Origin of the sequence: Martelella mediterranea DSM 17316, from assembly GCF_002043005.1 — a bacterium.
Lineage (GTDB): Bacteria > Pseudomonadota > Alphaproteobacteria > Rhizobiales > Rhizobiaceae > Martelella > Martelella mediterranea.
The window spans coordinates 410,408-428,006 of record NZ_CP020330.1; the positions used below are offsets into that span (position 1 = coordinate 410,408).

17 protein-coding genes are annotated in these 17,599 nt (G+C 64.2%); 1 reads left to right on the forward strand and 16 read right to left on the reverse strand.

Annotated elements, in window-relative coordinates; all coding sequences use genetic code 11:
• Positions 1–61: 61 nt before the first annotated feature.
• From Mame_RS01890 to Mame_RS01940, 12 genes are all read right to left on the reverse strand, one after another.
• A complete protein-coding gene (locus Mame_RS01890) occupies positions 62–994 on the reverse strand; it encodes an RDD family protein (protein ID WP_018064625.1) in 933 nt (310 codons plus the stop codon).
• The gene (locus tag Mame_RS01895; protein ID WP_018064624.1) at positions 991–2,034 is read right to left on the reverse strand and encodes a stage II sporulation protein M; all 1,044 of its coding nucleotides are present in this window, start codon (positions 2,032–2,034) and stop codon (positions 991–993) included. Before Mame_RS01895 ends, Mame_RS01890 begins: the two co-directional genes overlap by 4 nt.
• Positions 2,031–3,344 carry a DUF58 domain-containing protein gene (locus tag Mame_RS01900; protein ID WP_018064623.1) on the reverse strand — a complete coding sequence of 438 codons (1,314 nt, stop codon included), beginning with the start codon at positions 3,342–3,344 and terminating at the stop codon, positions 2,031–2,033. The genes Mame_RS01895 and Mame_RS01900 overlap by 4 nt, the downstream gene beginning before the upstream one ends.
• Complete coding sequence (locus Mame_RS01905; RefSeq protein ID WP_026173438.1) at positions 3,344–4,300, reverse strand: AAA family ATPase; 957 nt, start codon at positions 4,298–4,300, stop codon at positions 3,344–3,346. The genes Mame_RS01900 and Mame_RS01905 overlap by 1 nt, the downstream gene beginning before the upstream one ends.
• Complete coding sequence (locus tag Mame_RS01910) at positions 4,254–5,606, reverse strand: hypothetical protein (protein ID WP_018064621.1); 1,353 nt, start codon at positions 5,604–5,606, stop codon at positions 4,254–4,256. Before Mame_RS01910 ends, Mame_RS01905 begins: the two co-directional genes overlap by 47 nt.
• Entirely contained in the window at positions 5,603–6,280 is a 678-nt protein-coding gene (locus Mame_RS01915; protein ID WP_157624537.1) for a DUF4129 domain-containing protein, read from the reverse strand. Before Mame_RS01915 ends, Mame_RS01910 begins: the two co-directional genes overlap by 4 nt.
• Before the next feature lie 131 nt (positions 6,281–6,411).
• Complete coding sequence (gene pcaD, locus Mame_RS01920; protein WP_018064619.1) at positions 6,412–7,191, reverse strand: 3-oxoadipate enol-lactonase; 780 nt, start codon at positions 7,189–7,191, stop codon at positions 6,412–6,414.
• 365 nt (positions 7,192–7,556) lie between these two features.
• Positions 7,557–9,110: a sulfatase gene (locus tag Mame_RS01925; protein WP_018064618.1), complete on the reverse strand. Its 1,554-nt coding sequence runs from the start codon at positions 9,108–9,110 to the stop codon at positions 7,557–7,559.
• Positions 9,111–9,286: 176 nt separating this feature from the next.
• Complete coding sequence (locus Mame_RS26485; RefSeq protein WP_018064617.1) at positions 9,287–9,442, reverse strand: hypothetical protein; 156 nt, start codon at positions 9,440–9,442, stop codon at positions 9,287–9,289.
• 4 nt (positions 9,443–9,446) lie between these two features.
• Complete coding sequence (locus tag Mame_RS01930) at positions 9,447–10,985, reverse strand: tripartite tricarboxylate transporter permease (protein ID WP_018064616.1); 1,539 nt, start codon at positions 10,983–10,985, stop codon at positions 9,447–9,449.
• A 41-nt stretch (positions 10,986–11,026) separates the two neighbouring features.
• The gene (locus Mame_RS01935; protein WP_079920665.1) at positions 11,027–11,548 is read right to left on the reverse strand and encodes a tripartite tricarboxylate transporter TctB family protein; all 522 of its coding nucleotides are present in this window, start codon (positions 11,546–11,548) and stop codon (positions 11,027–11,029) included.
• Between the two features lie 53 nt (positions 11,549–11,601).
• The gene (locus tag Mame_RS01940; protein WP_018064614.1) at positions 11,602–12,594 is read right to left on the reverse strand and encodes a Bug family tripartite tricarboxylate transporter substrate binding protein; all 993 of its coding nucleotides are present in this window, start codon (positions 12,592–12,594) and stop codon (positions 11,602–11,604) included.
• 153 nt (positions 12,595–12,747) lie between these two features.
• Here Mame_RS01940 and Mame_RS01945 point away from each other — a divergent pair, with 153 nt between their 5' ends.
• The gene (locus Mame_RS01945) at positions 12,748–13,683 is read left to right on the forward strand and encodes a LysR family transcriptional regulator (protein WP_018064613.1); all 936 of its coding nucleotides are present in this window, start codon (positions 12,748–12,750) and stop codon (positions 13,681–13,683) included.
• Between the two features lie 31 nt (positions 13,684–13,714).
• Here Mame_RS01945 and Mame_RS01950 read toward each other — a convergent pair whose 3' ends face one another.
• From Mame_RS01950 to Mame_RS01965, 4 genes are read right to left on the reverse strand one after another with little or no spacing between them, the layout of a single operon-like run.
• The gene (locus tag Mame_RS01950; protein ID WP_018064612.1) at positions 13,715–14,677 is read right to left on the reverse strand and encodes a DUF4432 family protein; all 963 of its coding nucleotides are present in this window, start codon (positions 14,675–14,677) and stop codon (positions 13,715–13,717) included.
• Between the two features lie 8 nt (positions 14,678–14,685).
• Positions 14,686–15,801, reverse strand: coding sequence for an ABC transporter ATP-binding protein (locus Mame_RS01955; RefSeq protein ID WP_018064611.1), 1,116 nt, complete (start codon positions 15,799–15,801; stop codon positions 14,686–14,688).
• Positions 15,802–15,808: 7 nt separating this feature from the next.
• Positions 15,809–16,636: a carbohydrate ABC transporter permease gene (locus tag Mame_RS01960; protein WP_155122001.1), complete on the reverse strand. Its 828-nt coding sequence runs from the start codon at positions 16,634–16,636 to the stop codon at positions 15,809–15,811.
• Positions 16,633–17,556 carry a carbohydrate ABC transporter permease gene (locus Mame_RS01965; RefSeq protein ID WP_018064609.1) on the reverse strand — a complete coding sequence of 308 codons (924 nt, stop codon included), beginning with the start codon at positions 17,554–17,556 and terminating at the stop codon, positions 16,633–16,635. Before Mame_RS01965 ends, Mame_RS01960 begins: the two co-directional genes overlap by 4 nt.
• Positions 17,557–17,599 lie beyond the last annotated feature (43 nt).

Here is a 17,599-nt window from a genome sequence, read left to right on the forward strand (position 1 = left end):
CAAAACCTGGTGCTGACTAACCGATGAGACGAAAAAGTCCATGGTTTCAATGGAGAATGCGTCAGTCGGCACCCGAATGTTCGCTTCCATAGTGTTTGTCGGCGCGGGCGTCGCCGAACAGTTTCTTCTGTTCGAGATAGCCCCGCTGGGCGGTGTAGAACGCCTGCAGGAAGGCTTCTTCCTCATGCGGCGCGATGGTCTCTTCATAGCCGATCTTGTGGCGGATTCGCATGGCGACATCGGAAAGCCGCGGACGGTTGATCTCGTTTCTCTCGCCACGCAGCAGCTTCTCCAGAACCTGCAGCTCATAGGCGCCGTAAAGGTCCATCTGCGCCGGCGTGAAGACGAAACGCTCCGCCGATGGCGGCGCGGGCGCGCTGGCCAGATCGGGCAGAAGCGCCGCCGAGGGCGCTGCAATCACGGCCGTGCCGGCGATCAGGTCTCCGATGCGCTGGCTCTGGGCGGTGAATGCCGGAAAGGCGACCACGACGATCAGCCACGCCAGCGCGATCAAGGGGATCAGAAGATTATCGGGCGTTGCGCCGAGCAGGAGAAGGATCGGCGTGAAGATTTCGATTTCCTTGAGCAGATTGCGCACCACGATCTGATGCACCGAAAGGCCGCCGCCCTCTACGGAGACCGCGCGGATGCCCAGCAGCCGCTTGCCCGGCGTGCGCCCGTTGGCGAGCAGTTCGGCGAGGATATAGTAGGGCGTCCCGATGAACAGAAAGATCAGCGATGCGATTGCCGTGGCGGTCGCAAAATCCACCGATCCGATCAGCCCCACCGCCGCCAGCAACAGCAGGCTGACGCCTACCGTGATGATGATGTCGATGATTTGCGCGCCCGCGCGCGCGAACAGGCTGGCGATCCTGAGATCGAACGGCACGCCTTCGGGCGGGATGATGGTCAGCAGCCGGCCGCCCGCTTTCGCCTTCCCGCTGCGTCCGCCTTTGACGGTTCCGGATTTTACCGTGGCTGTTTCGGCGCTCATGATGTCGCCTCCGTGGCCACTGGTCGGCTCCTGACGAAGCCCTTCTGCCGCCCGGCACCCAGCAACCAGAAAAACCAGAGCGCGCCGATGCTCCAGCCGATCGCGATCCGCCACACCGGCGCAGTCACAAGCTGCCGGGCGAAGCCCTCCAGCAGCCCGGCGGCCACCAGCATCAGGGCCGCCAGCACGGCCAGCTTGACCGCATCATGCGCGGCATCGGCAAGCGCGGCCTTGCGCGTTTTCTCGCCGGGAAACAGAACCGCCCGCCCCAGTCGAAAGCCGCCGGCCGTGGCGATGGCGATCGCGGAAAGCTCCGTCACGCCATGGATCGAAAGCCAGGCGAAAAGGTCCAGTCCCAGGCCCTTGTCGGCATAGATCGCGCCCAGCGCGCCGATGACGCTGCCATTGTAGAGCATCAGCAGCGCGCTCGGCACGCAGGCGAGAATGCCGAGAACGAAGGAGAAGATGGCAACCCTTGTATTGTGTGAAAACAGATAGGTCGCGAAGGCGCCGAGTTCTTCGATCGCGCCCGGTTCGCTGTCGTAGATCACCCGGCGCAGCGCATCGGCGCTGGCCTGCGGTCCGCGCCCGGCCGCCAGCCCTTCCGGCACAAAGGCATAGAACCAGGTCGGGTCCGTTCGCGTCAGCGCAAAGGCGGCCACGCCGCCCAGAACCATCAGGACGAAGGCGAGTACGAGTTCGATACCCGAACGACGGAAAGCCAGCGGCGCGCCCTGGCGGAAGAAGCGGGAGACCACGCCGCGAATGCTGGCGCGCGGCGCATAGACCACCAGATAGGCCCGTGCGCACAGGCTCTCCAGATAGGCGACAATCGCGCTGTCGAGCGAGATCTCGCGCGCCACCGAAAGCGCGTTCACCGCCTGCCTGTAAAGCGTCACCAGATCGCGGGCATCCTCGAAGGCGAGGCTTTTCACGCCGCGCCTTTCCGCCTGGTCCAGAATGGCCTGCAGCCGCAGCCAGTCGCTTTCGCGCTCGAGACGAAAACGGCTTGAACGGATGGTTTCGCCGGATGTTTTCATATCAGCTCCCGGGAGCGGATGGAAAGATAGGTCGAGATCAGTTCCGGTCTCAACCCGCCCGGCGCGGTTTCGATGACGAATACCCCAAGCCGGGAAAGACTGTTCAGCACGCGCCGGCGCTCCCGCTCGAGATCGGCGGCGGCCGCCACCTCCGAGACCATGGCGAGGCTGTTCACCGATTTGTGGTGATAGGCCGCAAGCAGCGGATCGCGCAGGCTGACGAAGACGACCACATGATGTCGGTTCAGCATCTGCACGTTTTCAATCAGCAGTTCCGCCGTCGTGGTGTCAACGAAGTCGGAGAACACGACAACCAGGCTGCGCCGGGACAGGCGCTGGTGCAGATGGCTGAGCGCCAGCGTGTGGTTGGTCTCCACCAGCCGGTAGTCCAGCGCCGCCGTGTGCGAGCGCAGCTGCGCAAAGGCCCGCCGGCCCTCCATCGGCGGCACGAACAGGCGCGGCCTTGCATCAAAGGCGAACAGCCCGACCCTGTCGCCGCTCTGAATGCCGGCCCAGGCAAGCGCCAGCGAGGCGTTGATCATGTGGTCGATCTTGGCGAGCCCGTCGATCGGCTCGCGCATCAGATGCCCGTTGTCGAGCGCCAGCACGATCGCGTGGTTGCGCTCCGCCTGCATCTGGCGCGCCACCAGCCCGCCATGGCGCGCGCTGCGCTTGTAATCGATCATCCGGGTATCCATCCCGGCAACGAATTCGCGCAGTTGATGAAATTCCGAACCCTCGCCATGAATGCTGGCGGCCTTCGCGCCAAACTCCGTCGTCGCGAGTTGCGTGTCGATGGCGCCCGAGGTGATCGCGCGGATGCTCGGAACGACGGAAATTTCGCGGTCGAGCGGATGGTTGGCGATAAGATCGAGAAGGCCGAGACGACTCCTGCGCAGCGTCGAGACGGACGCGATCCGCCACTTGCCCCGTTTCAGCGCGCGGGCGGGAAGATCGACGGCGGCGATATGCGCCCCCGTGGGCATCAGCCTGAAGTCTCCAGGCCCGGCCAGCCCTTCCGGCCAGCGCAGACGGCCGGCGGTTGGCGCTACGGCGCGCGTTCCCTCCTTGCCCTTCAGCCGCAATGCAACGATCCCTTCCTCGCCCGCAAAGATTTCGGCAGGCGCGTCGATTTCCAGGGTGAAATGACGCGCGCCGGGGCTGAGAGCCCAGTCCGCGATGACGGCCGCGCCGAGCAGCAGCCATGCGCCGACGACGATCTCGACCGGAACCGCGGGCGCTGCGAGAACCGCGACCGTCAAGACCGCCAGAGCGCCGGCCAGAGCGAGGAGCAGGACGGAGGGGCGCATCAGCGGGGTGCTTCGGTTCTGTCGAGAATGCCCTCCAGCACCGCCCGCGGCGTGCGGCCCTCGATTTCGGCGGCCGGCCCCAGAACGATGCGATGGCGCATGACCGGAACGAACAGGCCCTTGACGTCATCGGGCAGCGCATAGTCGCGTCCGTCGAGCGCCGCGCGGGCGCGGACCGCGCCGCAGAGCGCATCCGCCGCGCGCGTCGATACGCCGTGCGCGATATCGCCATCCTCTCGGGTCGCCCGCGCCAGCGCCAGAACATAGCGCAATATCGTCTCGTCCAGGCGGATGTCGTCGATCAAAGCCTGTCCGGCGCGGATTTCTTCAAGGCCGGCCACGGGCGTAATCGCCGCCTGTCGCGCATGGGCATCGAGCCCCTGATTGGCATGGCGTTTGAGGATTTCGAACTCCGCCTCCTCCTCCGGATGATCGATGACCAGCTTGAACAGGAACCGGTCGAGCTGCGCTTCCGGCAGGGGATAGGTGCCCTGCTGCTCGATCGGGTTCTGGGTCGCGACCACGAAGAAGACGTCGCCGACGGAATGATCCACGCCGTCGATCGTCGCCTGACGCTCGCTCATGACCTGCAGGAGGGCGGCCTGCGTTTTCGGCGGCGCGCGGTTGATCTCGTCGGTCAGCAGGATATCGGTGAAGATCGGCCCCTTGATCAGTTCGAAGCGGCGGGCACCGAAATCGAAGATGTTCGAGCCGGTCACATCGCCCGGCATCAGGTCCGGCGTGAACTGGATGCGCTTGAAATCGAGGGTCAGCGATGCGGCGAGGCTGCGCGCCAGCAGGGTCTTGGCCGTACCGGGCGGCCCCTCCAGCAGGCAGTGGCCGCGCGCGAACAGCGAAATCAGCAGGAGTTCTACAATCGCCTCCTGCCCCTGAACCGCCTTTTCAATCTCACCGGTCAGCCGGTCGCGTAGGTCGCGCAGCGTATCCAAATGCATCGAGGGTCTCCTGAAATGCTTCTTCAAAGGGAATGAGCGCCGCAAGGCGCTGATGGGTCTCGGGTCCGTCTCCGGCCAGTTGGCCATAGGCCTCCGCCAGACGCTGGGCGGTTTCGGGAACGCGGTGTCTGACGCGGCGGATGATCTCGGAGGCGACCGCGTCCGCGGCCATCGGCCGGCGCGCGGCGCCAAGCACGATGCCGTCCAGCGTCTCCATGCGGGCCCGGATATAGGCCGACACGAGATCGCTCTGGCTGCCCGCAAGCCGCAACAGCCGCGCCGAGGCCGCGATGGTGCGCGCCTTGGAGGCCATGTCGAGCGCAGTCGCTTCGCCGAGCGGCGCGCCGAACCGGCGGCTTCCACGCCACAGCGCCAGCCCAGAGGCGATGACAATGCCGATCCAGAACAGCGAAAACGGGTATTCGAAAAACCGACCGAGATCGGCGAGCGAGCGCGTCCGCGGGTCCTGGCCGCTTGTGTCGGTGATATTGGCGTAGGTGGTGGTGTCGATATAGACCGGACGGCCCGCGGCAAGCGGCGCGATCATCGCAACCGCGAGCTCCGCATTGTCGCCATTGGCAAGCCCGTGATTGTCCACCAGATCGGGGTCGGATAGCAGGTAAAAGCTGCTGCCCTCGCCCCAGAGATCATCGCAGCGGGCAAGCAGCGTGCCTCTGCCGGAAAGCGAAAGGACCGGCATGCAGGCATCGTCGACGATATCGCTGAGCACGCGCGGCGCATAAAGCGCCGCCTCGCCCGCAAGCATTTCGTCCGTCAGATCCTTCGTGACGGGCGCTTGCACGAAGCCATCGCCGGCGGCCGCGACCGTGGGGCCGCGCCAGAGGCCGAAGATCGTCATCTGTCCCGGCGGAATAAGGACATCGGGATCGGCGGTTGCGCTGGTGATCATGTCGCTGCGCCATTTGGGCAGGATCACAAGCGTGTCCGCGCTGTCGATCTTGGACCGGAACGCCGCGAGCGAGAGGTTTCGAAGCGTCGCGCGCGGGCTTCCTGCCTCTAGTTCCTCGGTTTCCCGACGTCCTACCGTCAGATCGGTATCGTAGAGCGGCAGGATACGCAGAATCGGCGTCTTTTGCCCGACGATCTCCTCCGGCGCGGTCTTTTCAACCGCGATTCCCTGATCCTGCAGCCAGATCGCAAGCCCGTCCGTACCGATGGCGCTGCGCTCGATGCGGCTCGAAGAGGATGATAGGAACATCAGCGCGAGCCCGGCGATCACAACCACGGCCAGGATGACGAGGGGGAAGGCATTGCCGGACGCGTCGTTCTGCGCTCGCTCGCTCATGGCCTGATCCTCCTGAGGAAAGGCGCCGCAAGGTCCAGGCAGTGCTGGTACTGCGCGGGCTCGATCGGGTGACCGCCGAAAACGACGCGCTCGACTTCCAGGGCCAGCGTCTCAAGCGCGTCGCGCTGCGCGAACCCGCCGGGCAGGCGCTGCATGATTTCCCGTGTGGTCAGGCTGCGCTTGACCGGAATGCTGTTTTCCTCAGCCGCAAGCGCGAGAAAACGCCGAAGCACGGTTCTCAGGCCTTCTCGGTGATCCGGTTCGCCGCGCAGCCGTTCGATAAGATCATGGTCGACCGCGGAGGGCGCCGGCTGGTCCGGTCGCGACGCGGCGGAAAAGGCTCGCCCGCCATTGGAGCCGGCAAGTTCCGCAAACGTATTGCGGGAGCGGTAGGCAAGAACCGCCAGAGCCAGCACCAGAAACGCGATCAGCGCCCAGCCGGCCGATTTGCCGATGTCGAAATTGCCATTCTCCGGCCTGTCGGGAAGCGCGGGAGCCTCCTTCTCACCGGAACTGTAGCTTATGCCGGTCTGCAGACCCTTGCCCTCGACCGCTTCGAGATAGGCCTCGCCCGAGGGGCCGCGGGGCGGATCGAGCGGACGGTCGGTCACCTCCGTACAACCGACCGCAAGACTTGCGACGACCAGCAACAAAGCCGCATAAATGGCTGACAATATGCGGCTTTCCGGCTTCATCGAATCTGTCCCCGAGAACATCCGTCCGGCTTTAGCACGTGTGCGGGGCGGCTTCAAACGCGTTACAACGGAGGGGGCTTGCTCACTGCGGATATGGATGCCGGTCTGGTTCAGTCCTGCGACAGGAATGCGATGAGCGCGTCGTTGAACGCCGTCGCCGATTCCACGTTCACGATGTGACGGCCGGGCAGCACGCAGAGCTTTCCGTCCTGAACATTGTCGGCGATCGTTGCGAGATCCGCGGGCGGGCAGACGGCGTCATCGGCGCCTGCGACGGCGAGAACGGGATTGGAAATATTGCCCAGCGCATCCCGGAAATCCGCGCGCGCGAGCGCGGCGCAGCAGCCGGCATAGCCCTCGGCGTCTGTTGCGGCAAACCGATCGAGGATCGCATCGACGGCGGCGGGGTTCCGTGCCGCAAATTCCGGCGAGAACCAGCGCTCCCTCGTCGCCCCGGTCATGCTGGCAAGGCCGTTGACCCGGACGGCTTCGATGCGGTCTCTCCAGCTTTCCGCGCTGCCGATCCGGGCGGCGGTTGCGCATAGCGCCACGCGGTCGAAGCGCTCTGGCGCGTTCAGCGCCAGCCATTGTCCGGTCAGTCCGCCGATGGAAAGACCGCAGAAATGCGCGCGGTCGATCTCGAGCGCATCCATCAGCGCCAGCACATCGCCGCCGAGATCATCCATCGCGTACGGGCCGGCGGGCGCGCCGGAGCCGCCATGGCCGCGCCGATCATAGCGTAGGATGCGGAAACGGTCGCTCAGATCGACCACCAGCCCATCCCACATCGTCAGATCCGCGCCAAGGGAATTGCAGAACACCAGCCAGGGGCCTGCATGACCGTCGATGCGATAGTGCAGGCGGTGGGAGGGCAGATCGATATGCGGCATGGACAGGCTCCGGGTTGTCGTCAGGCAAGGCGCGCTCAAACCGCAACGTACCTCCGCTTCGGCGAGGCCAACGCAGCGCCTTTGAAAGGCAGGATAACAGATTCACGTCGACGCCGCCCGGGAGAACACGGCGCTTTCTTCGCAGAGTTTGACAATGACACGGGAGCCGTTCGCCGCTGGCGGAAAACGTCCAGGCCGCTGCCCGGCAGGCGGGCCGGGGTAGCCCCCCCGAAACACATCGGGGTCACGGGAATGCGTTCGTCCGGCGCGGTCGGCGGCTTGATGTCTATCAACAGGCTGGGGCCCGATCCAATCATAAAGGAGCGGTTTGCGATAACCTGAATTGATCGCTTTTTCGGGCGGCTTCAGCCTGAATGGCACGCTTGCTTGTCGGCGGCGTTGAAGGGCCCGCGGCTATCCTTAGCCGCCTCAAGTCCCTGCCACGCATAGGCCTCGGCCGGCGCGTCATGGGCCAGCATGTAGTCCCGCAATCCGGCATAAAGGCGCGCCTCGACAGCCGCATCCCGGATTGGCTCCTGCTGCTCCGGGTCGCTTTCGAGATCGAACAACAGGAAGCCCTGGTCTTCGAAAGTGCCGTTGATGTTCGGTGGCCGTTTGGCGGTGGCGAGCGCGTCAATCTTCAGGAGCGGCATGTCGCGGCAGAAGTTGAACGGCGGCGAGAGCGTGGCCGTCCGGATTTCCGCATCGCTGAACGGAGCGGTCATGTGCTGCGGCATCAGCGTATATTCTTGGAGCCCCTCGGCGAGAACGTCCGGCGGATAATGCAGCATGACGTAACGCCCGTCGGTCACGCCCACCGGCCCGCCAAACAGGCCGAAGGCGACCACGCGTTCCGGTTCAGGCGGCGCGAGCAGGGAGCGACCGGTGACGGGCGAAGGCGCCTCGATGCCGAAAAGGTCCAGGATCGTCGGCATGATGTCCATGGTCTGGGTGAGCGCGCCCACCCGCTCGCCGGCACGCTCCGGCATTTTCGGGTGGCAGAGCATCAACGGCGTGTGGACGATCTCCTCGTAATAGGGCATCCGGCCCTTGCCCCACCAGCCATGTTCGCCGAGCAGGAAGCCGTGATCCGTGCCGAGCACGATCGCCGTGTCCTTCCACATGTCGTGTTCGTCCATGTAGTCGAGAAGGCGGCCGAGATAGTCGTCGCACATGCGCAGAAGCGCCGCGTAATTCGCCCGGATTTCGGCAACTTCATCGTCGGTTTCGTTGACGCGCTTGTAGTTCGGCCAGTTGAACACCGCGCCCTGCCATGCGCTGTCGCCTTCGCGACGGAAGCGTTCCGGCGCACGGAAGGGTTCGTGCGGATCGAACAACTCGAGTTGCAGCAGCCAGTCGTCGGCGGCACGGTTGGCGTCGAGGAAATCGAAGGCCGAGGCAAAGCACTGCGCGATCGGAAAATCCTCCTCGCGCGGCTGGTACATGTTGTTGATCATGTGTTGCATCCGGCCCGGCTTTTTCGCCGGATCGTAATGGCGCGCGTCATAGTCGCGCCGGAAGGTCTCAAGCGGCGGCTTAGCCAGCCCCTTCCAGGCGTCATATTCCTGGCCGCGAATGAATTCCCAGCTATTGTATTTCGTGTGGTAGCCGGTTCCGCCATCCTGGAAATAGTGGAAGTGGTCGGTCACCAGATGGGTGTAGACACCTCTTTCGCGCAACAGGTCGCAGAAGGAAATATCATAGGGCTCCATCGGCCCCCAGCTTCGGTGAAAGAAGTTCGCCCGACCGGTCTGCAGGTCGCGCCGCGCCGGAATGCAGGGAAGGCTTCCCACGTAATTGCGGTCGAAAGTCACGCCGCGGGCGGCGAGCCGGTCGAAATTCGGCGTTTCGATGCCGCCGCCATAGGCGCCGAGAGCCAGGCGGTTGAGCGAGTCGAACAGAACGAAGATAAGCCTCACGGGCGCCTCCTTTCATGCAGTCTGCGGCAGGGCAAATGGGTCGCGCCGAAGAGACCGCTTTACAAAGTTGACCGGTCGCGCGGGGCAATGCAAAGCCGCCCCGGTCGCAAGGGCGAAACCGGTTTGCGTGTTTTCCAAAGACCGGGGCGGACTGCCCCGGCCGACGGTTTCATCGGTCAGGCAGCCGCGCTGTCATGCTCCGGCACGTCGCCGATATCGGCCTGCTTGGCATCGAGCTTTTCGAGCATCGCCTTGAAGATTTCGCCATGGGCCGAAGCGGCCCGCGCGGCATGATCGTCGGACTTGATGAAGATGATGTCGGGGCGGGACATGGTTTCACTCCGCGGTGTTTGTGGGATCCGATGCCGGACGGCGTGGCGAAAACCGGCCGAACATCCGGCTCTTCCAGGTGCGCGGCAGGCAGAGCCAGAGGATCAGCAGCGCATTGATGGCAAGGATCGTGCCGGAGATCGGACGATCGGTGAAAATGCTCCAGTCGCCGCCGGAAATCGTCAGCGAGCGGCGCAGGTTCTGCTCGCAGATCGGGCCGAGGACGAGGCCGATGACGATCGGCGGCAGGGGATAGTTGAAGACCCTGAGAGCAAGGCCGATCGCGCCGAAGGCAAGGGCGGTCCAGAGGTCGAAGATCGACGATGAAATCGAGTAGACGCCAAGCACGCACAGAAGGGCCACGACCGGCAGCAGCATGAACTTCCGCACCCGGATGAACAGGATGAAGACGGGCGTCAGGAGCACGCCCGCCACCAGCAGGTAGATATTCGCCGACATGTAGGACAGGAAAATACCGCCGACCACATCGAGATTGTTCTCGAACAGGCCCGGTCCGGGGAAGAAGCCGAGGATGATCAGCGCACCCATCAGCACGGCCGAGGATGCGTCTCCCGGAATGCCGAGCGCGAGCGTCGGGATCAGGGTGCCGCCGACCGTGGCATTGTTCGACGCTTCCGTCGCCACCACGCCCTGCGGGTTGCCCGTGCCGAAGGTTTCAGGCCGTTTCGACTGGGCGCGCGCCATGGCATAGGCCATGAACGAGGACGAGCCGCCGCCAAGCCCCGGCAGCGCGCCGAAGAACGTGCCGAGCAGTGACGAGCGGAGCAGGTTCCACCAGTCCCGCAGCGTGTGGAGGATCGCCCCGAAGGACGGCCGCGTGATCGCGATATCCGGCTTGACGTTGAAATTGCCCTGCCGCGCCTGCGACACGATCTCGGAGATCGCGAAAATGCCGATCACCACCGCCACCATGTTGACGCCGCCCAGAAGCCCGTCAAGGCCGAACTGGAACCGTTCGATATCGGTGAACTGGTCGTAGCCGATCGTTGACAGCAGCACGCCGAAGACACCGGTGATCAGGCCCTTGATCGTCGCCTCGTGGCTGACGACGGCGATGGTCAACAGACCCGTCACGCCGAGCGCGAAATATTCCGGCGGGGCGAAGCCGAGGGCGAATTCCGCGAGCACCGGCGAAAAGAACACCAGCACGATGCCGCCGATGATGCCGCCGAACGCGGAGGCCGCGATGGCGAGGCCCAGGGCTTCCCTGGCCTCCCCCTTCTGGGCCATCGGATAGCCGTCCAGAAGCGTGGCGGCGGCAAGCGGCGTTCCCGGAATCCTGAGCAGGATCGCGGAGATCGCGCCGCCGCAGGAGCCGGCGACGAAGATCGAGATCAGCAGGCCCATGCCCGCGACCGGTTCGAGGTGATAGGCGACCGGCAGCAGCAGGATGATGCCCATCAGTGGCCCGAGCCCGGGCAGCACGCCGATGATAAGGCCGATCAGTGTTCCCGCGAGAATGGCCAGGAGCGACGAGGCGGTAAAGAACAGGCCGAAACCGGCAATGAGAGGTTCGAATGTCATGTCATAGCACCTAAAGCCGGGCAACTAAGGCCGGACGCCGATTACCAGATGGTCAGTTCGAACATGCCGACGGGCAGCCGGACATTCAGGAGCGCGCCGAAAACATAGCCGGCGGCCAGGGTGGTCAGCAGCGACGCGGCGACCAGCGTGACCGGCGAACGGTTTCCGAGGATCAGCATCAGCACGAACATCAGCGCCGGCATGGCGAGGTAGAAGCCGATCACCGGCAGCATCGCGGTAAAGGCGACCAGAGCGGCGAAACTCATCGCCGCCCTCAAAAGCAGGAAGCTCTCTTCCGGTCCGGGCGAACCGTCGGGCGCCGGAACCGAGCCATCGCTGAAACGCTCCTGGCCGATCAGAATCCGCACCGCCTGGACGACGCCGAAGATCACCAAGAGCCAAGCGAGGCCATCCGGCACGAGGGCGGCATTGTATTGCGGCGGCCCGCCGGCCGCATCCATCTCCACGAAGACGGTGCTGGTCTGCCAGAACACGATGCCCGCGATCGCGAAGAAGAATGCGACCGGCAGGAACAACAGGGCCTTTTCACGCGATGACGACATGATGTCTCCAATGAAATCCCGCCGGGCCGTGACCGGGCCCGGCGGGCGTTCGATCAGTTGGCGGCACGGATGGCCTTGGTTTCCCACTCGACCGCCTTGACGCCGCTCTCGAGCTGGGAGCGGACGCTGTCGCAGGTCTGAAGATATTCATCCGGCGCGTAGCCGAGCGGCTGGAAACCCACCGCCTTGATGCTCTTCAGAACCTCGGGGTCGGCCATGGCCGACTTCATGGCGTTGCGCAATACCTCCACCCGGTCGGCGGGCGTGTCGGAGCGCACCAGCCACCAGTCCCAGCCCGCCGGCGCCAGACCGGTGACGCCGATATCGAGACCAAAGTCGGAGGGCCGCGGCGCGCCGCCATAGGTCTCGCTCGCATCCTCGGTGTCGGAGAGCGTCATCAGCACCTTGAGCTGATCCTTGTTGGCCTCGTAGACGCCCGGGTTGATGATGATCCAGTCGAGAATGCCGTTGCGCAGATCCTTCACGCCGAGCGCCAGATCGTCATAGGGTACGGCGCGCGAGACGGTGTCCATCTTCTGCATGACGCTGGCGGCGATTAGGTGCGGAAGCGAGGTGCCCGAGCCGTTATAGGCGGTCTTTGCCGGATTGGCCTTCAGATATTCGATGAATGACGGGAAATCCGACCAGCGGGTCTCGTCGGGCCGCATGGCGATCGCGAACCCGTTGGCCGTGGCCGCATAGAGCGGGGTGAAATCGGCGCAGGTCCAGTCAGCCTTGCCGAAGATCGGAGAGATGACGAGCGGCGCGACATAACCGTCCATGATCGTGTAGCCGTCAGCCGGTTCGTCGAGAAACGACTTCATGGCGAGAACCCCGTTCGCGCCCGGCTTGGCAACCACCGGCATGGCCTGGCCGAGCTGCTTGGACATGGCCTCGGCGATCAGCTGACTGACGCCATAGGTCGGCGTCCCCGCCGCCCAGGGGTAGACCACCTGCACCTTGCGGTCCGGAAAATCGGCCAGGGCCGAGCCGCTCATCAAGGCGATGGCGGAAACAACGAGCAGGCTCTTCTTGAGCAAAGACATTCAAATTCCTCCCTTGGTAACGAACCGGCGAGCGCAGACCCCGTCGCGCTGCGCCGGTCGAGCTTAGGAAGATGACGTTAATCAAGGCGATATCAATTTTCTAATTCCAATTCGGAAATCATCGTTTACTTTTATTGATGAGGTGGGTTCGCCATGCTAGCCGAAACCGCTGCCAACCGGAGTCTTTGCCGCACCATGCGTTTTCTGCTTTCCCGCCAGTATCAGCATTTCGCCGCGGTTTACCGCCAGGGCAACCTGCGCAAGGCGAGCCAGGTCGCCGGCGTGACCCAGCCGGCGCTGACCAAGAGCATCCGCCAGATCGAGGCATCCGTCGGCGCCAAATTGTTCGAGCGGACGCCCCAGGGCATGGTTGCGACCCCGGCCGCTGAAAAGCTCTACACGCTTTACGAATCCTTCGATCAGCAATCCCGCTATGCCCAGCTGGAGCTCGTGGAATTCCTGTCCGACACCGGCCCGCAGATCAGAATCGGCGCCGGCTTCGTCTGGGCCTGGCACCGCCTGTCGGATGTGATCGGCGACTATGTCAAGGCGCAGCCCTCCGTGCGGGTGAAGCTCACCACGGGCATCACCGACACGCTGATACCGCAGCTCGAGAACCACGAAATCGACATCGCGGTCTGCGATCTTCAGGGCATCATCCCGCCCCCCGGCTATGCGTGCCGCATGCTCTGGTCGACCGGGCGGCGGCTATGGGCGAATGCGAACCATCCCCTGGCAGGCAAGATGAACCTCACGCTCAAAGACCTCTCGGCCTGCGTCTGGATCGGCTACACGACGGATACGCGAATGATGGCAATGCTGGAGCGTCAGTTTCGAGACGTGGACCTGAAAAAGCCGATCCAACTCGTCGAGACTTCCTCGCTGATGGCGCAGCTCAATGTGATGGCGAATTCCGAGTTCGTCGGCGTGATCGCCGACGATATCGCGGAGGAAGCGGCGCGGCGCGGGCTGGTTCCGCTGGATTTCACGTCGGAGGACTGGGTGCTGCATGCCGGCGCGATGTATCCGCGCGAGGTCGAAAGCCACCCCGCATTCCGCCATCTGCTGGAACTGCTCCAGAAGCGCTGAGAGCCACCCATCTTTTCGGATCGAGGCGTTTTCAGACGCGGCCCACCGGATGCCCGCCGGGATCGAATGTCATATGGAGCCTGAAGACCCGCGTGGCGCCGCGTCCGGATGGTTCGAGAAGCCCGGCCTCGCGGAGTGCTGCGCGCGGCTGCTTTTCGTGGGTTGCTGGCTCGATGCAGAACAGATTGGTGCCGTCGGTCGCGTTGCGCAGCGTCTGGAGGCAGGGAAGCGCGTCGCCGTCATAGTCGAGAGCGAAGCGCGGCGGCGCCTCGCCGCCGCCTGAAAGAACGACCTGCACCGGTCCGGCACCGGACGGCCGGGTGCGGACGCCATCGGGCGACAGCGCGTCGGGGACATTCTTGCCGGCAAGCGTCAGGCGCGAACCGGGGCCCGCGAGCGGAAAGCCGAAATTGATATGGTACATCGCCATCAGCGGCAGCGACCCCGCTACCACCGTCACGCGGTCGGTGAGCGTCAGGGACCGGCCGCCGAGGGGAACGTCGATCTCGCGGTCGAGCCTGACGGTCGCGAGCCCGAGAACGAACTGGGTCGCCTCCGCCACCACCCGGAAAGTGCAGTCATCGCCGTCCCAGAGGGAGGCGCAGGAGACGATCCGCGCCGGCATGCGCGCCATCCTGCCATGCAGGGGATAGGCGCGGCCCTCATCCGTGTCGGGCTGGCGAATGTGGTCGAAACCGCAGGTCGACATCAAGCCGGAGAGCGTGGTGTTGTCGCCGACAGAGGCCGTTCCGCTCATGCCGATCGGCCCCGCCCAGCCGAACGGCACGTCATTGCACCAGACCTGACCGATATCGCAGCACCGGTCCGGCAGCAGTTCGACCCTGAGGCCCGCGCCGCTGTCGATCTGGATCAGGCGGGCGCCGCTTGCCGGACCATCCGTCTCCGCAAGCTGCCTGATGCCAGCCACCTTGGCGATGTCGGGGACAAAGGCGGCGAGTTCGTCGCGCTTCCAGTTCTTGCCGTAAAGCTTCATCCTCGGCCTCAGTTCAGCAGATTGCGCCCGTCATCGGCATCGAAGAGATGCCAGCTATCCTGAGAGGGCTGTATCGTGATGGTATCGCCCTCCTTCGGCAGGTGCTGGCCGCCGGCGTCGCCTTCCGCCGCACGCACCGCGATCTCGGTTTCGCCAAGCCGGCCAAACACGAAGATCTCGTGGCCCAGCCACTCGATCGCATCGACGACGATGCTCGCGCCGGTGTCATCGCCCGCGGGGAGGACGGAGAAATGCTCGGGGCGGATGCCCAGATCGACGCTCTGCCCGGTACCGACCCGTTCCTTCAGCAGGGCGAGGCGTTCAGGCGAGACCGCCAGCGTCATCGCTTCAGGTCCGTCGAAATTCACCGTCCCGTCTTCCACGGAAAGCGTGCCGCGGAAAATGTTCATTTCCGGCGTGCCGAGGAAGCCGGCGACGAAGCGGTTTGCGGGATTGAGATAGAGCTCTTTCGGCGAGCCCACCTGCTGGATCCTGCCCTCGCTCAGCAATGCGATGCGATCGGCCATCGTCATCGCCTCGACCTGGTCGTGGGTGACGAAAATCGATGTCGCGCCGAGCTTGCCATGCAGGCGGCGGATTTCGAGCCGCGTCTGGGCGCGCAGCTTGGCATCGAGGTTCGACAGCGGCTCGTCGAAAAGGAAGAGCTTGGGATTGCGCACGATGCAGCGCCCCATCGCGACGCGCTGGCGCTGGCCGCCGGAAAGCTGCGCGGGCTTGCGCTTTTGCAGACCTTCCAGACCGAGCATGCTCACGGCTTCCGCGACACGGCGATCGATCAGCGCCCGGTCCTCGCCGCGCATTCTCAGCGCGAAGGACATGTTCTGCTCCACCGTCATGTGCGGATAGAGCGCGTAGGTCTGGAACACCATCGCCATGTCGCGGTCGGAGGGGTCCGTATTGGTGATATCCTCGCCATCGACGCTGATGGTGCCGCCGGTGATGTCCTCCAGGCCGGCGATCATCCTGAGCAGCGTCGATTTCCCGCTGCCCGAAGGACCGACGAGGCAGACGAATTCGCCGGACGAAATGGTGAGATCAAGGTTTGGAATGACGGTGACGTTGCCGTAGCTCTTGCGGACGTTCTGAAGTTCGACGTGTGCCATGATTCACCTATTTGACCGCGCCGGCCAGAAGGCCGCGCACAACGAAACGTTGACCGAACATGATGAGAACGAGAGCCGGCAACATGGAAATGACCGAAGCCGCAGCCATTTCGCCATACCGGATCTGGTGCTCCTGGGCGAAGGTGGCGATGGCGACAGGCGCCGTCATCGTATGCTGGTCGGAGAGGTTGAGCGAAATCGCGAAATCGCTCCAGGACTGGATGAAGGCGAGCGCGCCCGCAGCCGCCATGCCGCCCAAGGAAAGCGGCAGGATGATGCGCCGGAAGACCTGGCCATAGCTGCAGCCATCAAGCCGGGCGGCCTCGACGAGTTCACGCGGGATCGCCAGCATGAAGCCCGTCATCAGGAACATGGTCTGCGGCAGGATATGCACCGTATGGGTGAGGATCAGCGCCAGATAGGTGCCATGCAGGTTCGCCTGCGAGAACATCACATACCACGAGCCCACGAATGTCAGCGTCGGCAGCATGTGAAAAACCAGCGCCCAGCCGAGCACCAGGAACGAAACCCAGCGCGGCGGGTTCAGCCGGACGATCGTGAACGCGGCGACCGTGGCGATCAGAAGCGCCAGCGCCGTGGCCGAAACGGCGACGATCGCGCTGTTGAGCAGGTTGGCCAAGAAATCCGACTGCCGCGAGAACAGGATCGAAACGTAGTTGGCATCGGTCACCGGCGCGACCATCTTGCCCATCAGAATGTCGATCGGTCGCTTGAACGAGTTCGACAGGATCCAGACCAGCGGCCCCACGATCAGCAGCGCGTAGCCCCAGGCGACCATATCGCCGCCGGTAACCCTTCTGGATTGTGTTCTCATGGCTTGCTCCTGCGCATGCGGCGGCTGCGAATGACGAGGTTGACCACGACCGTCAGGATCGCGACGGCCAGAAGGGTCAGCAGCGACATAGCCGATCCCATGCCGACCCGGTCCTGACCGAAGAATGTCCGGTAGATCGAGAAATTGATGACCTCGGTCGAGGTGCCGGGACCGCCGCCCGTCAGCAGGAAAATCTCGTCGAAAACCTTGAATGACAGCACCAGCCTGAGGCCGAGCGTGATCAGGATGGTCGGCATCATCATGGGTATGATGATGTGGATCAGCTCCTGCCACTTCGATTTCACGTCGAGCCGCGCGGCCTCGAGGATCTCGTCATCGAGGGTTTCAAGCCCGGTCAGCAACAGCAGGAAGACGAAGGGCGTCCAGTGCCAGACATCGACCCCGATGACCGAGGCAAGCGCGAACCGCTGGTCGCCGAGGAAATCGACCGGCCCCAGCCCGAACAAGCCGAGAAGTCCGTTCACGATACCGAAGTCGCGGCCGAGCATCAGCCGCCACATGGCGCCGATCACGATCGGCGGGATGACGATGGGCAGCAGGAAAATCGCCGTCAGCAGGCCCCGGCCGAAGCCCGAAGACCGCCGCACGGCCAGCGCCATGAAAAACCCTGCGATCATCTGTATCGTGACCGCGGCGACCGCGAAGATGATCGTGTTCTTCACCCCGGCCCAGTAGACCGGCTCGCCGGCGAAGAGTTCGCGGAAATTCTTCAGGCCGATGAAACTGATCTCCGGCTGACCGCCGCTCCATTCGACGTTCGACAGGCTGAGGCCCGCGAGGTTGAATACCGGATAGACCGTGAGCACGACCAGCAGGATCACCGCAGGCACGAGCGAGGATACGATCCAGATGCGGTTGGCCTTTCCGGTTCGGCCGACTTCAGACTTGCGTTTCTGCATGGCGATATCCCGAAGGCCCGGCCCTTGCGAAGATGCAAGGGCC